The following is a 14,717-nucleotide window of genomic DNA, read 5'->3' on the forward strand; positions in this document are numbered from 1 at the left end:
AAAAATTAAGACAAAAGATAAGTAATTAGACATATTTTAATATATATTTAAATGCCTATAATTATTGGAGTATAGCGCTTGAGGGCCCTCATTGGTGTTGGGATATTATTCTCTTCATCAGTACGTTATATACCGTTGGGGCAGGTCATGTCCGATGAACGGTGCAACCTTTGCTTTAGTATTCATGAATCTAACCAAGAAGGGGATTGTTATATGAAATCGAGTTTGCTAAGAAAATGTGCAAGTGTAATGTTAAGTAGTACGTTGGTACTGTCTTTATCATTACCGTTGCTAGGTCATGCACATGCGGATGGGAATTTACAGATAAGTGATGATTTCGAACAAGGAGAAGCTCAAGGCTGGACCGCGGATTCGGGGAACTGGTCTGTGGTCAAGGATGGGAATGGCTCTACATACCAGCAATCCAGTCGAAGCGAAAGCCATTCCGTTAAAGGTAATGCCTCATGGACGAACTATAGCGTGCAAGCAGATGTATATGTAAATGATTTTAATGGCTCCAATCGAGTCTACGTTGCAGGTAGATACACAGATTCCAACAACTTCTACGCAGCATCGTTGTACAACAAGAAAGACGGAGCGCTTGAGATTCGAAAAAAAGTCAAAGGCTCTATGAAGACACTGGCTACCAATAAAAAATACAAACTGGACACGAATACATGGTACAGAGTCAAGCTGGAACTATCCGGTTCGGAAATCAAAATGTATGTCAATGATCAACTGGAGCTGTCCGCAACAGACACCAGCCTCACTGCTGGAGCCATTGGTTTGGTGACCTCCAAAGTAGCTGCCGAATTCGATAATGTGATTGTATCCGGTGCTTCTTCTGAGGTAGATCCAGGAACATTGCCTGTGAAACCAACACCAGGTACAGAAAAACCGACTTCTGGAGTGGACCCGGATGTAACCTCTAAAAGTAACTATAATTTGACTGGCTTTTCGTATGGTAATACAGGTGGTGGCAACATTGCGGATACAGATGCCAACTACAAAAAAGTTTACAACGCTGTAGATCTCAACGAAGCACTGAAGAAAGGCAGCAAAGTCAAAGTGATTGAGATTATGAACGATCTTGATCTCGGTTGGAATGAAATTCCTAGTGCTGCCAAAGTAATGCCTTTTAGTGCCAACAATCCTGTACAGACGCATCCTGTTCTGAAAAAGACGGGTGTGAGCAAAGTCTATATCGAAAATATGAATGGGGTTACGATTTTCTCGGCCAATGGTGCGAAAATCAAACATGCCGGCTTTGTTATCAAAAGAAGCTCCAATTTGATTTTCCGTAACCTCGAATTTGATGAACTTTGGGAGTGGGATGAAGCAACCAAAGGGAACTATGACAAGAATGACTGGGACTATATTACTGTCGAAGGTGCAAGCTCCAAGGTATGGATCGACCATTGCACATTTAACAAAGCCTATGATGGTCTGGTAGATGTGAAAAAAGGTAGTAACGGAGTTACGATTTCCTGGTCTTTGTTCAAAGGAGATGATCGCAGCTCCAACAGCTGGGTAACCCAACAAGTCAACGCGATGGAAGCAGACAAGTCTTCCTATCCTATGTACGCTTATCTGAGAAGCAGTGCAGTAGGCATGAGTAAAGAAGATATCATTGATATTGCAGCAGGACAAAAGAAGGCGCATCTGATCGGTGCTACGGAAATGGCAGGCGACAATGCGGATTTGGAAGTGACGCTGCATCATAATTACTATCTGGATATTCAGGACCGTATGCCACGTTTGCGTGGTGGTAATGCTCATGCATATAACATCGTTATGGACGATGCCGGATTGGCTAGAGCCAAAAAAAGAATTACTTCTGACATGGCAAAAGCAATTGCCGCAAAAGGATACCATTTTGATGTCGTGGGTAATGGTGCAATTTCAACAGAAAACGGCGCGGTGTTGCTAGAAAAGTCTTATTTAATTGATGTATTTTCTCCAGTGCGTAATAATCAAAAAGATCCTAACAAAGCAGATTATACAGGTAAAATCAAAGCCGAAGACGTTATCTTTTCCGACAACGGTACCGTATTCAGAGGAGGCAGTGAAGCTGCGAATAGCCCGTTAGCCCCTTATCCTGCGAAGGCCAAGGGCTTCTCTTGGAATGGGTTCACAACGTTGCCATACAGCTATACTGCCGAAGACCCTGCTAACCTGGTTGCTCAATTGCAGGCCAAGGATGGAGCGGGTGCAGGCAAGCTGAACTGGTCGAGTGAAAACTGGCTCAAAACGGTGTACAATACAGCCGCTACGAAAGATGCAATAGTGGAAGAAGATTCCGAATAGGTAGGCATATAAAAAAGCAGCCAGGACAGATATGCTCTGTTTCTGGTTGCTTTTTTGGTTACCCACGTTTAGGCTGCGTTCGGTATGAGCTTAACCAATAACGACAAATGAGGATACGCCAGCAGGTACGGATCTAACGCGGAATAATACTCCATCATCTCTAAAAGTACGCAGAATATAAGGCTGGTTCGTAGGTGTGCGGACTCTGTTGAATCGGGCAGTACCAAAGCGGTCGAAGCCTGCAGCTTGGACAAAGGTTCCATCTAAACGCCGGAGTGTTGCAAAAAATCCAGACGTGTTAAAAGGTACACCATCATTGTTAGCCCAGATAACTGTAAATCTACGAAGGGTTTGTGTTGGACTCACATTGCGATATCTCGTAACAGGAACCTTTCTGCCCGTAGATTTCAGCGTTTGTGGAGGACGAATGGCCACTTCAAATCAACTCCTTTGTTGTGATGAGATAGTAAATGCACACAAAGGAGTTTTGGACTGTGTTATAAACTACTGCTTCTTAAAAATAGGTATATATTGAACTTGGGACATCATTATGCCCATTCGCGCCGTAGCGTAAAGAGGTCTTTTAACGCGTCTGTAGACAGCTCAGTAATCCAGCCTTCGGTACTGGTTATGATTTGGTCGCTAAGCTGCTGCTTGCTCTCCAGCATTTCATCAATGCGTTCCTCGAGCGTGCCCAGCGAGATAAATTTGTGCACCTGTACATCCTTCGTTTGTCCCATCCGATAGGCTCGGTCTGTGGCCTGATTTTCAACAGCCGGATTCCACCAGCGATCAAAGTGAAAGACGTGGTTGGCTGCCGTCAGATTCAGACCCACCCCCCCGGCTTTGAGCGACAAAATAAACACGGATGGCTGCTCGGCAGGGGGGAGCGTGTGAGATTGGAATTGATCAATCATTCGGTCACGCGCCGTTTTGGATGTGCTACCGTTCAGATAGAGCACAGGCTCTTGCAGCTCCTGAGCGAGTACCCGCTGGAGCATCTGCCCCATACCAATATACTGTGTAAAAATAAGGCAGCGCTCGCCCTCCTCCCGCAGTTCCTTGACCATAGCCAGAATGCGCTCTAGCTTGGATGAACGGCTAATGACCGTCTCAAGATCGGACGGACTATAACCGGAAGCCGCTGCATCCGGGAGAGCCTCCTTGGTTAAGAGGGCTGGGTGGTCGCAAAGCTGCTTCAACTGGGTAAGGGCGGATAAAATGGCTCCTTTCCGTTCAATCCCTTCCAGCTTCTGCATCCGTTCCATCAACTCTTTGACAATCTGGTCATAGAGCGCGCCCTGCTCAGAGGTCAGATGAATGTAGGTTTTCATCTCATTCTTGTCAGGCAAATCAAGCTGTATAGCAGGGTCCTTCTTCTTGCGCCGCAGCATGAAAGGCTGAACCAGCTTTTGCAAATCTAATGTGCGCTGCTCGTTATGTTCCTTCTCAATAGCATTCATAAAACGATTGCTAAAGGCGCGTGAGCTGCCCAGATAACCTGGATTGATAAAATCATAAATGGACCATAGCTCGGACAAGCGATTTTCAATAGGTGTCCCGGTCAACGCAATCCGATGACGTGCAGGAAAGCTGCGCACGGCTGTGGATTGCTTGGTTTGCGCATTTTTAATGTTTTGCGCTTCATCCAGACAGACCGAATCCCAGGTCATGCTTTGTAGTAGCTCTTGATCCAGGGTTGCCGTAGCGAAGGAGGTCAGGATGACATCGGCCTGCTCGACTTTTTCGCGGAACAAGTCTCCCTGCTCCCGCTTGCTTCCATAGTGCAGCATGACCCTTAATGAAGGAGCGAAGCGGCTGAGCTCCTTCTGCCAGTTGCCCAGCACTGACGTCGGGCAAATCAGCAGCGAACTGGAGCGGACACCCGTCTCAGCGGCAATTTCCTGTAAGTGCAGTAAATAAGTAATAAATTGCACCGTTTTACCAAGTCCCATGTCATCGGCCAGACAGGCCCCCAGTCCAAAACGCCGTAAAAAGGCAAGCCATGCGTACCCGTCCCTCTGATACGTCCGCAGCTCGGCTTGCAGCCCGTCTGGCACGTCCAATGCAGGCCATTCTGACTGCCGTCCGAGCTGGCTGATCAGCTTCAGCAGATGGGCATTCAGCTCGACTTCCAGCCGGAAGCGTGCCGCATCCTCCGGCTGCTCACCCGAGGCGTCGCCTTCAGGCTCGTCGGCGTTGCCGAGCAGGTGCAGCTGCAGGATGTCCTGAAAGGACAATCCCTGAGCGCTGTCGATCCCGGCCATGGCCCGGCGGATCTGCGCCAGCAGTGCAGGGTCGAGCGCGATCCATTGCCCGCGGAAGCGCACCAAGCGCTCGTTGCGAGCGACCAGCTCGGCGAATTCCGACTCGCTCAGATCGGCATCGCCAATGGCAACGCGCCAATCGAACTGGACAATCGAGTCCAGTCCGAACAGCGAGCTGCCCTTCGTGCGCTCTCCCGCCCCTTCGCCCGGGCGTACCTTGGCCCGCAGCTTCGGCTTCTTGCGGGTAGCTGCCTCCCACCAAGCCGGGAGCAGCACTTGCCAACCGCTTTCCAGCAGACGCTGGCTGTCGGTCGTCAGGAATTGCCACGCCGCTTCGTCGGAGAGCGGGCGATTCAGCACGTCATCGCGGCTTCCGGCACGCTGCCCGGCAGGCAAAATCGAGGTCAAGCCTTCTAGCCACCCGGCTGAGCGCTCACGGACATGTGCTGTCCAGGCATCGGGCCATGAGCCGGATGCGTACCCATCATCGGCGAGCTGTACAGGCACCAGCAACGCCGGGTCTTGCTTGTCCTGCAACACAAGCTTGAGCTGCCAGGACGGTTCGTCGTCCTCCAGCTCTGGCTCCAGCAGTTGCAGAAGCGGCCGAAAGGGCGCGGTATCGGCTTTCCAGCCGATGGCGATGAGCCAGGCCCGCGCGTCTAGACCCGCCGCGGCTGGGCGGTTGGAGGCGAAGAGAATCGGATATTCTCTTCGCAAATCGGCGGCTTCCGCTTCGGTGCCGTACCAGCGTTGAAATACGGCAGCCGAGAACGCCGCTATCAGCCCATCCTGCTCGTCCTTCTCCAAGTTGCCTAGCAAAGCAAGCTCTGCCGGCTGGATGTTTTCCAGTGCTTCCGCATCCCATTTCCATTGCAGCTTCCCCGCCTGGAACGCCGTGAAGCTGGGTACATAGGCTTTCGCTTCAATACAGTGAGCAAGAGAAGGGATCAGCTGAAGCCATGGGGCATGAGCCTCGTCCCAGATCCATTCGATATGCTTTAGAAGCTCGCGCTCTGCCAGAAAAGGAATCACCTGCTCCGAAGGCAGCAGGATAATATCCGTGTCTTGAACATGTTGAATCTCCAGCTCGGTGCCATAAAACGAAGCCTCATGCCAAGCAAACAAACGCTGCTTCAGAATTTGGCCGGAAATGCTATAGTTCATGGAGGAATCGCCATAGATCAGCGCGTCTCCATAGGTAGTTAATTGGATATGCACGGTAATCGTTTCGGTATATTGACTCATGATAACAATTTCCCTTTCCGCAATTCCTCCTGTAGCGCCCGCAGGCGGCTATGACGGCTGGTGAAGGTCGTAAAGAACAGCTCCCAGCGTGATTCTTGCTTCATTTTCTTGTACAGCTTGAACAGCCGCTTTAACAGCTTGACTGCTGCTTTATAGCTGGATCTGTTTTTTTCTAGCACATAGCGTTCTACCGCCTGATGGTAAAAGGGGAGTAGTAACTCAGGCGCGTTCTTTTCAATGGGCTGTAACACGCTCACTCGAAAACTCAAAGGTTCACTGCGTATGCTTAGCTGATAGTCGATCCATGACCGCCATTTCTCGTGAGCAAGCAGTGCCTCTTCATACATTCCTCCGGCAAATGGAAGCATACCCACCAGCGTGTCCCACATGTCCTGCTCCGCTTCTGGAAGGTGCTGCAAAACCACATCCCAATTATGCATATAATCCTGTAAATGGTCATCCCGATGACTGTGAAGCAGGGGACCGATATGTCGCAGTCCGTCCTTGAGACGTGCCCAATTCTCAGCTTTACGCAACGTCTGTAAGAACAAAAGCAATTGACTGGAAGAGATTTTTAGTGGGAAAACTCGTTCCGCCTCCTCAAGCAATGCCCAAGCCTCATTATCGTGCGATTGGAAAATATGCATCCAGCTGCGAGCCAACATCCACGGAAGCCGTGCCAAAGTGGTGCCGAGATCCTCCTCAGCCGCCTGCAAATGCTGTAATTCCTCCGTATATATGCTGGAGTCCTGTCTTGCGGGATGCACCCAGTACAGCCAAAACTGATAATACGCGTCTGAAAAATAAGTACCGTTACGCGATTCTGTCAGCATTTTTCGGCGTAAATAGGCTAAGGTTTCTGCCATACGGGCTTCTTGCATCGGTTCATCGGTCAGCTCCAGTGGACTCTCAAAATCACGATCGATCGCTTCTTTAAGCTCATCGGCAGCAATTTGCGTGTAATACCCCATATAGGTATGGGAGGGATAGCCTGGCATGGAAGACTGAGGTACCAGCTTTTCCAGCACACGCAGATGAGCATGCAGTCCGTATAGCTGTTGCATGCCAGGTGAAAGCGGTGGCTTCACAGCATAGATCGAGGCTAAAGCGCTTTGGACAAATTGGGAGTTTTGTGTGTTCACACGATTAAGGGCGATACACTGATCGAACAGATCATGCCACTCTGAAATGGGCATGTCCGGTATTTTACTTGCAGTTTGACTGAGGGCGTTTCTTGTTGTTTCCTTGTGATCCGGTGAAAGATTCGACCGGGAAGGAGGTGTGTTACGCGTGTCAGCTTTTGTCGCCAATCGAGTGAATCCCGCCGAATGAGCGTTCACTAAAGCATGTACAGAACGTTCCTGTTCATTCGCGTAATTCAGTAGTACGGCGATCATATGCTTGCAGTTGGCGTGGACAGGGCATGTACATCTGCTGGCAGCAAAAGCGCTCAAGTGGAGATCCACCTCATATAGCTCGCTTCCATCCACGACAGCTGCAATATGGTCGGCATCAGGCATTGCGAATTCTTTTACCTTTCCTTGCTTAAAATACTGGAAACCTCGTTTGATCGTCACGTCATTAAAATGGTCAGCCACGTTTTGAATAAGCTGTTGCCACTGTATATCATCCATAAGATAGGTTGGTTTCATATGCATTAGTCTCCTAAGAGAGAATAGTTAATCCGATGACTGCTTAACTCTTCCATTATATCAGTTCACGGATATAAATTGAGTGGAGGGAGCAGTTGGAAAATTCCGAAGAATAACCATCGGGTAAAAAGTGAAAATCCCCTTACGCTATAGCATAAGGGGTTTGATTCATTGGCAAGAGCGGGGAGGCATCCTCTACTGTTTCCCATCCGGATTATTCTCTGTTCGATGGAAGACCATAGAGATAACAAGAAGCACCAAGGGTACTACCGCGCATACAGCAATTCCAAAATAACCTATTATTTTATCGAAGTTGCCTATCTCAACAAAATTTTGGGGATACATGCTCAGGCAAAATAATATAATTAACGGGAGATAACAGATATACCCGTTCCACTTTTGGGTGAGCTGGCTGATCCCCGTTACAATATAGAAATAATAGTTTGAGGCGGTCATGAAAATTTTGATCGTCCACAAAATGATAAATAATATTTCAAATCGTTCCAGGAACGCGCCGGGGAATTCAATTTGCTGTGCAAAAGAAACGACGGGCCATTGCAGTCGGGAAACTTCCTCAACTGACATACAGCCGACGACCATCGTTACCATTAAAATATACAAACCCATTGCAATCGAGTAGCCAATCGACCCAGCCTTCCATGCTTTTTGTGGGTGGGTCATCACATTAGTTAATATAAGGATGGATTCAAAACCCATTGTAGAGAAAGGTATAACTTTAAGTGATTCAAAGATCGGTCGCCATCCTTTATGGAAAACAGGGCGCAAATTATCAAGATTAAAATGGTTGACATTAAGAACGACCAACAATAAAAAAACAATAAGGGTTAAAGGAAAAAAAAGCTCGATCAATCGAACCATTGCATGGAGACCGCCCCAGGTCAAATACCCAATAAGCAGAAGAAACGGTAAGAGAATCATACTTATTGGGGTTCTCTCCAGTGCAAGACCTTTGAGGAATTCCGCCATCATTCTACATACAAAAGAGCAGATCATCGTGCAATGTACAATAAATGCAATATTGATGAGCAGGCCGATGAATTTACCCGCGATCACAGGATTGAGCTCATAGAACGTCTTCCCTGGAAATCTCCGGCACAGTTTAACATGGATAAAAACGATGCCTACCCCAAGCAGACTTGCCAGCAAAAGTCCCTGCCACACGTCGGGCGTTTGCGTCTTTTCCGCGATGGTTCTTGGCAAACTGACAATTCCCACAGCGTACACGGTCGAGGTGACTGTAAGTAAGGCTTGAATCGTGGAGATTTTTTCCTGTTTGATAGAAGGTATGTTGGACATTACTCTCCCTCTCCTTTTGTATAAGCACCTGTTCGTTCAATCTGTACTTCAGCCTGAACGTCGATTGGTATTTGGCTGAATGTATCTTGCCAATTTTCCTTGACCCGATCCCAGTAAGCGGGATAGTTCACTTTTACTTTTGTGCCAAAACCGACTACATCTGCTCTCATTTCTTTCTGAAGTGTGTTTAGCGATTGGGATATGGTCTGTTTGATTTCATCTTGCGCCGCTTCTTTGGCGGTTCGGATGAATGATTCCTTCAGGAAGTCTACAGAAATAACCGAGTTTTCGTTTAGCTTGATATCTGTTTTGATACGAACTGTGAATGAGAGATCCTGTCCATTAAGGTGGGGAATAAGTTTACTATGGGCATCCTCAACTTCAAAGACCATGTGTTGTTTCGTCTTTGGGTCCTCAACTTTAATAATGGAACCCTTCGTTTTTCCCAGCATCCAGTTGATTCCGATAACATCCTCTTCGTCCAGCCAATAAGCAAATTTCTTCGTTTTGCCGCTGACCAGAGCTGCTCCTGAGAAGTGATTGCCGTCATTGCTTTCTAGGCATTGAATGAGGAAGTCAGCTCCTTGTGAGATATGTGTAGACATTTCCCCTAATGTTATTCTATAAGGTATTTTTGAGTTGAAATCACTATTTTTGGCCAATGCTTCAAGGTCAATGGAAGGTATCTCTTTATGTTTGCCAATCTTATTGAGCGCTTCTTTCGCATTGCCTTTTACGATCATAACAAGTGATTTTCGACTCGGTTTATAGGAGCGAGTAAACGTATCTAACAATTGGTCGATTCTTGTTTTTTGTATAGCTTGGTCACTAATCAAAATCAAGCGAATAAAACTATATAAAGGAGCACGGGATACCTGCTTGGCTTGTTCCCTGGAAGCAGACTGGATTGAATCTTTGTTAAAGGTTGTTACGTTGCTATACATATTTTTTCTGGATTTCTGCGCTATTAAGTGCTGGTAGGTAAGTTCTAGCATATCCTGCTGATCCGTATCAATGGCGACGCCTTGAATAATACTCAAGTTATCGATCTCTCTGCTATCCCAACAACCGGTGAGGAGAGCAGCACATGCGATCCATGCAGCAAAGCATTTTTGCGCCCATAGGGTTCGACGAAACAGAAAGATGTAAGAGAGCATAGGTTTACTTCCTTTTTCTGTTAGATTGTATTTCGTCCTGTGTCTTTAGCATCATAGGGCGCTTTTTGAGGTATTTAAAAGGAGCCCGAACCAAAGTATCTTGTTGATCTCTTAGCCGAATTGGGGCTAGGGGTGACATGTAAGGAACTCCAAAGCTTTTGATCTGGACCATGTGTACGCCTAAACAAATAAAGGCTAAAATTACTCCATACAGCCCATAAATTCCTGCCATCATCATAATGGGGAAACGAAGAAGCCGGATTCCAATACTGCCGCTGTACTGCGGGCTTGCAAAGGACGCAATGGCAGTAAGACCAACGACAATAATCAGAAAAGCACTTACGATCGCCGCCTCGACGGCGGCTTGTCCAATCACAAGACCGCCTACAATCCCGATGACTTGTCCTATGCCTTTAGGTAGCCGCAGACTTGCCTCGCGCAGTATTTCCAATGCTAACTCCATAATTAGAGCTTCCACAAAAACGGGAAAAGGAATTCCTTCCCTTGAGGCAACGATAGACATCACCAGCTCAGGCGGGATTAATCCAGGATGGAAAGAAATAAGTGCAACGTACAGCGAAGGCAGGAATGTTGCAATGAACAGAGCCATTAAACGAAGCATGCGGAAAAATGTTCCTAAAGGAAAACGCTCGTAATAATCCTCTGGGGATTGAGCCAGCATCCAGAAGGTCATGGGAGCAATCAGGACAAAAGGAGTGCCATCAAGCATAATGACAACTCTTCCGGACATTAAAGCATTTATAGCTTTATCCGAGCGTTCAGAGGCTTGAATCTGTGGGAACGGAGACCATGAATGTTCCTCAATCCATTGCTCAATAATCCCGGTATCGGAAGCATCGTCCACATCAATCGTTTCGACTCTTCGTTTAACTTCCTGAACTAGCTCCGGATTTGCGATATCTGATATGTACAAGATCGCTAACTTCCGTGAAGATCTCCTTCCTATGGTCATTTTATCTATTTTGAAACTTAGATCTTTGATATGCCGCCTTACCATTGCCAGGTTGCTTTCCAAATCTTCAATAAAACCTTCTCTCGGTCCTCTAACCAAAGTTTCGGTGCTTGGTTCATCGACACTTCGCGACGGAAACTGGCCCGTAGACGCAAAAAAGACTTCATCGGTTCCTTCGATCAGCAGACAGGTATTTCCCGATAACACTTCGTGTACACACGTCTCAAGGTCTGTCTCTTCTTCCATATCGATCGTAAATGCTGTCTGCTGTATCAGCTCCTCCTTTATTTTCTCGGGATTAACTTGGGAGTGACTTTCACGAATTCCAGTTAAAATGAGCGGCTTGACGATTTGTTCGTTAATGATGCTCGTATCCGCAATACCAGAGAGATAGATCATAATTACATGAATCCCCGTTTGACCCACATTCATTTTCTTGAAGACGACATCAGGAAGATGACCCAGGGTCTTTTGTAGATGGTCCAATTTCGCCTCAAGTGATCTTGCCATGACTCCTCCTCCTTCAAAAGTTATGCATGTAATATGTGTAAAATGGTAATAAATATTCATGGAATAGTAATCTAATGTGTTCAACGATAGAGGAGCTGAAGACGCGAGAGACAGAGGGAGTTTTTTTGAGTATATGTAATAAACAAAAACGAACACCAGTGGTGTCCGTTTTTAGTCATACTTATGAGGCGAGGGTACTCTCTCCTAGAGATAACGCCATATAAATCCCTCCGATTGGAGTCACTTTTTGAACTCGTAAAAATGGGCCTCCAACATGCTCAGAGAAAGCTCGGCAGTCGTGGCTACCACGATATCTGCCCCTTGCATTTGTGAAGGTGTTCCTACACCGACCGCAAACATCCCGGCGCCCTTGATCGCCTGTATGCCAGCCTGTGCGTCCTCTATACCGATACAATCGGCAGGCTGAACGCCCAGATTTGCAGCTCCAGTGAGGAAAATTTCCGGGTCAGGCTTGCCATGCCGAATGGCGGTAACATCCACCACACTGTCAAAATAGTACGCTAGCTCCAGTCGCTCCAGGATAAACGCTGCATTTTTACTTGCAGAGGCCAGCGCGATGCCGATTCGGGCTTCACGAAGTTCTGTCAGAAGCGCTTTAATGCCTGGAAGAATGTCCGAGGGAGTTACAGCTGAGATGAGCCGCTGATACTCCGTATTTTTCCGTATGGCTAGTTCTTGCTTGCCTTCTTCTGAAAACGTATCGGACAGGTTACCGCGCGCCAGTATTTTGTCGAGCGATTCCGTACGGCTGATTCCTTTTAACTGTTCATTAAATTCCCGATCAAAAGGGATGCTGAGCGCTGCCGCCAAGCTGCCCCATGCCTGAAAATGATATTCTGCGGTATCTGTAATGACTCCGTCCAAGTCGAAAATGACTGCCTTCATTTGCTTTCCCCCCTGTCTGCCCGATTTATGAAATGCTGTTTGTCATTAACGTCTGCCCACTGGTAATGTGCGTTGGCTGTCCATACAGCTCCAGCGTCAGCGGTTCTCCGTCCAACAGGGTTATGTTCACTTCATTTTCCTGTACGAGAATACTTAACAAGCGACCGCGATAGTTGATTTTAAACGTATACTTGTTCCAGTCTTGAGGCAGGAAGGGGGAGAAGCTTAATGTTTCATTATAGGTTCTCATCCCGGCAAATCCCTGTACAATCGCCAGCCAGCTTCCTGTCATGGAAGTGATATGAAGGCCGTCTTCGGTATCGTTATTATAGTTATCCAGATCCAGACGGGCCGTCCGCTTATACATCTCGACTGCCTTTTCCTCCATTTTGAGTTCGGCAGCCAGCACGGCGTGTATAGAAGGAGACAGACTGGATTCATGAACAGTCATGGGCTCGTAAAATGCAAAATTGCGCGCTTTTTCCTCCAGTGTGAACTGGTCTCCAAAGAAATACAGCCCTTGCAGCACATCTGCCTGCTTAATGAAGCATGAACGCAGGATTTTATCCCATGACCATTTCTGGTTTAGTGGAAGGTTGCTGGGATCAAGGGCGGATACAGGCTGCAAATCCTTATCCATAAAGGTATCGTGTTGTACGAAGACTTCCCGCTCCTCATCATAGGGATAATACATGTGAGTGACGATATCCTGCCAATGTGCAAGCTCATCAGCCGTAACTGCCAGGCGCTGCGCTTTCTCAGTCGAAATTTGAGGCAAGACCGATAATGTATATTTCAAAACCCATGCAGCCAGCGTGTTGGTATACCAGTTGTTATTGACGTTATTTTCGTATTCGTTTGGCCCGGTAACCCCGTGGATCATATACTGCTGCTGACTTTTGGAAAAATGAACCCGATCGGCCCAGAAGCGGCTAATTTCGACCAGCACATCTACGCCGTAGTCATGCAGATAGGTCAAGTCACCCGTATAGTTGGTGTAATTGTAAATGGCATAGGCAATGGCACCGTTACGATGAATTTCCTCGAAGGTAATTTCCCATTCGTTATGGCATTCCACACCCGTAAAAGTGACCATAGGGTACAGTGCACCCCGAAGTCCTTGCTGGGTCGCGTTATGCTTGGCACCCTCAAGTTGTTGGTAGCGGTACAGCAGCAGATTTCGGGTTACATCCGGGTCTGCGAGCGCCAGGTACATAGGTACGGCATATGCTTCTGTGTCCCAATAGGTGGCACCGCCATATTTTTCACCTGTAAAACCCTTGGGACCAATGTTCAGACGGGCATCTTCACCGTAGTACGTAGAGAACAGCTGAAAAATGTTAAAGCGTATTCCCTGTTGGGCCTCCGTATCGCCCTCTATTTCTACATCTGCTTTGTCCCAACGTCGGGCCCAAGCTGCGACATGCTCCTGTTTAAGAGAAGTGTAGCCTTTGTTCACAGCTTCTACGGCGATGCGTTCAGCTTGTGGAATCAGTGCGTCCTTTTCCATATCCCGTGAAGTGGTAACAGCCACAAATTTTTGCAGCTGGATACTGTCGCCCGGAGCGACGCTGTATTGATAGTGGCGAGCAGCATACAAAAAGCCCTCTTCCGTCGTCTGCTGATCCTGTCCCTCGGTCACAATACCCATGGTAGCGTTTACGGTAAAGCGCGGAATACCGAAGGGATTATCTATAGTTGTTGTGGACAGGCTGATGAATTGTTCCTGAACCTCTCGGGCCTCCTCCAGCCAAAAAACCTCATCATAGTTCGTGTCTTCATTCTTCGTATTGCCGTCCAAATAGGGGACAAGCTCTATAGTTAGAGGTTGCTCACTTATATTCGTTGCTTGGTAATCAATCAGGCATAGCTCACGAGTGGTGATGCTCAGAAAACGCTCCGTAGTGATACGAACCTGATCGTTCACGGTGCAGGTGCGTCGCAGGATCCCCTGTTTCATGTCCAACTCCTGCACAAAATCGCTGATGTGTGCCGTAAATAAGTCTACTTCCTCTTGGTCTACGATCAGATTGATGCCGATGAAGTTCATGGCATTGATGACCTTACCAAAATACTCAGGATAGCCGTTTTTCCACCAGCCGACCTTTGTTTTGTCGGGGAACCATACACCGGAGATATAAGTTCCCTGATGATGATCCCCTGAATACGTTTCTTCGAAATTGCCGCGCATGCCCATATAACCGTTGCCTATGGACGTTAAGCTTTCCTGTAATCGCATGTGTGTGCTATGTAGAGCGTGTGTTGTCAGCTTCCAACTATCTACGTCAAATAATCGGTTGTAAACCATGAGTGCGTACCCCTCTCGGAAAATGAGATCGTTGTTTTAACGAGACCAATATATGAGCGAGTTCAGTATATAGTG

Annotated in this window: 9 protein-coding genes; 1 reads left to right on the top strand and 8 read right to left on the bottom strand. The window is 47.4% G+C overall.

Annotation, left to right across the window (positions count from 1 at the left end; translation table 11 throughout):
• The first annotated feature begins 213 nt into the window (after positions 1-213).
• Positions 214-2,307 (top strand): family 16 glycoside hydrolase, encoded by a 2,094-nt coding sequence (locus MKY35_RS01195; RefSeq protein WP_342445355.1) that lies wholly within the window; start codon positions 214-216, stop codon positions 2,305-2,307.
• Between the two features lie 90 nt (positions 2,308-2,397).
• On the opposite strand, the gene MKY35_RS01200 is transcribed toward MKY35_RS01195, so the two are convergent.
• From MKY35_RS01200 to MKY35_RS01235, 8 genes are all read right to left on the bottom strand, one after another.
• Entirely contained in the window at positions 2,398-2,742 is a 345-nt protein-coding gene (locus MKY35_RS01200; RefSeq protein WP_016820169.1) for a hypothetical protein, read from the bottom strand.
• A gap of 113 nt (positions 2,743-2,855) precedes the next feature.
• Complete coding sequence (locus tag MKY35_RS01205) at positions 2,856-5,819, bottom strand: DEAD/DEAH box helicase (protein ID WP_342445356.1); 2,964 nt, start codon at positions 5,817-5,819, stop codon at positions 2,856-2,858.
• On the bottom strand, positions 5,816-7,471 hold the full coding sequence (locus MKY35_RS01210; RefSeq protein WP_342445357.1) for an SWIM zinc finger family protein: 1,656 nt from the start codon (positions 7,469-7,471) through the stop codon (positions 5,816-5,818). The genes MKY35_RS01205 and MKY35_RS01210 overlap by 4 nt, the downstream gene beginning before the upstream one ends.
• Before the next feature lie 195 nt (positions 7,472-7,666).
• The gene (locus MKY35_RS01215; RefSeq protein WP_342445358.1) at positions 7,667-8,788 is read right to left on the bottom strand and encodes a GerAB/ArcD/ProY family transporter; all 1,122 of its coding nucleotides are present in this window, start codon (positions 8,786-8,788) and stop codon (positions 7,667-7,669) included.
• Positions 8,788-9,945 (bottom strand): Ger(x)C family spore germination protein, encoded by a 1,158-nt coding sequence (locus MKY35_RS01220; RefSeq protein ID WP_342445359.1) that lies wholly within the window; start codon positions 9,943-9,945, stop codon positions 8,788-8,790. The genes MKY35_RS01215 and MKY35_RS01220 overlap by 1 nt, the downstream gene beginning before the upstream one ends.
• Before the next feature lie 4 nt (positions 9,946-9,949).
• Positions 9,950-11,428 carry a spore germination protein gene (locus MKY35_RS01225; protein WP_342445360.1) on the bottom strand — a complete coding sequence of 493 codons (1,479 nt, stop codon included), beginning with the start codon at positions 11,426-11,428 and terminating at the stop codon, positions 9,950-9,952.
• 240 nt (positions 11,429-11,668) lie between these two features.
• Positions 11,669-12,334 (bottom strand): beta-phosphoglucomutase, encoded by a 666-nt coding sequence (gene pgmB, locus MKY35_RS01230; protein ID WP_342445361.1) that lies wholly within the window; start codon positions 12,332-12,334, stop codon positions 11,669-11,671.
• A 25-nt stretch (positions 12,335-12,359) separates the two neighbouring features.
• Complete coding sequence (locus tag MKY35_RS01235) at positions 12,360-14,642, bottom strand: glycoside hydrolase family 65 protein (protein WP_342445362.1); 2,283 nt, start codon at positions 14,640-14,642, stop codon at positions 12,360-12,362.
• Between the last annotated feature and the right edge of the window lie 75 nt (positions 14,643-14,717).

Source organism: Paenibacillus sp. FSL L8-0638, from assembly GCF_038593075.1.
In the GTDB taxonomy this organism is placed as follows: Bacteria; Bacillota; Bacilli; order Paenibacillales; family Paenibacillaceae; genus Paenibacillus; species Paenibacillus polymyxa_D.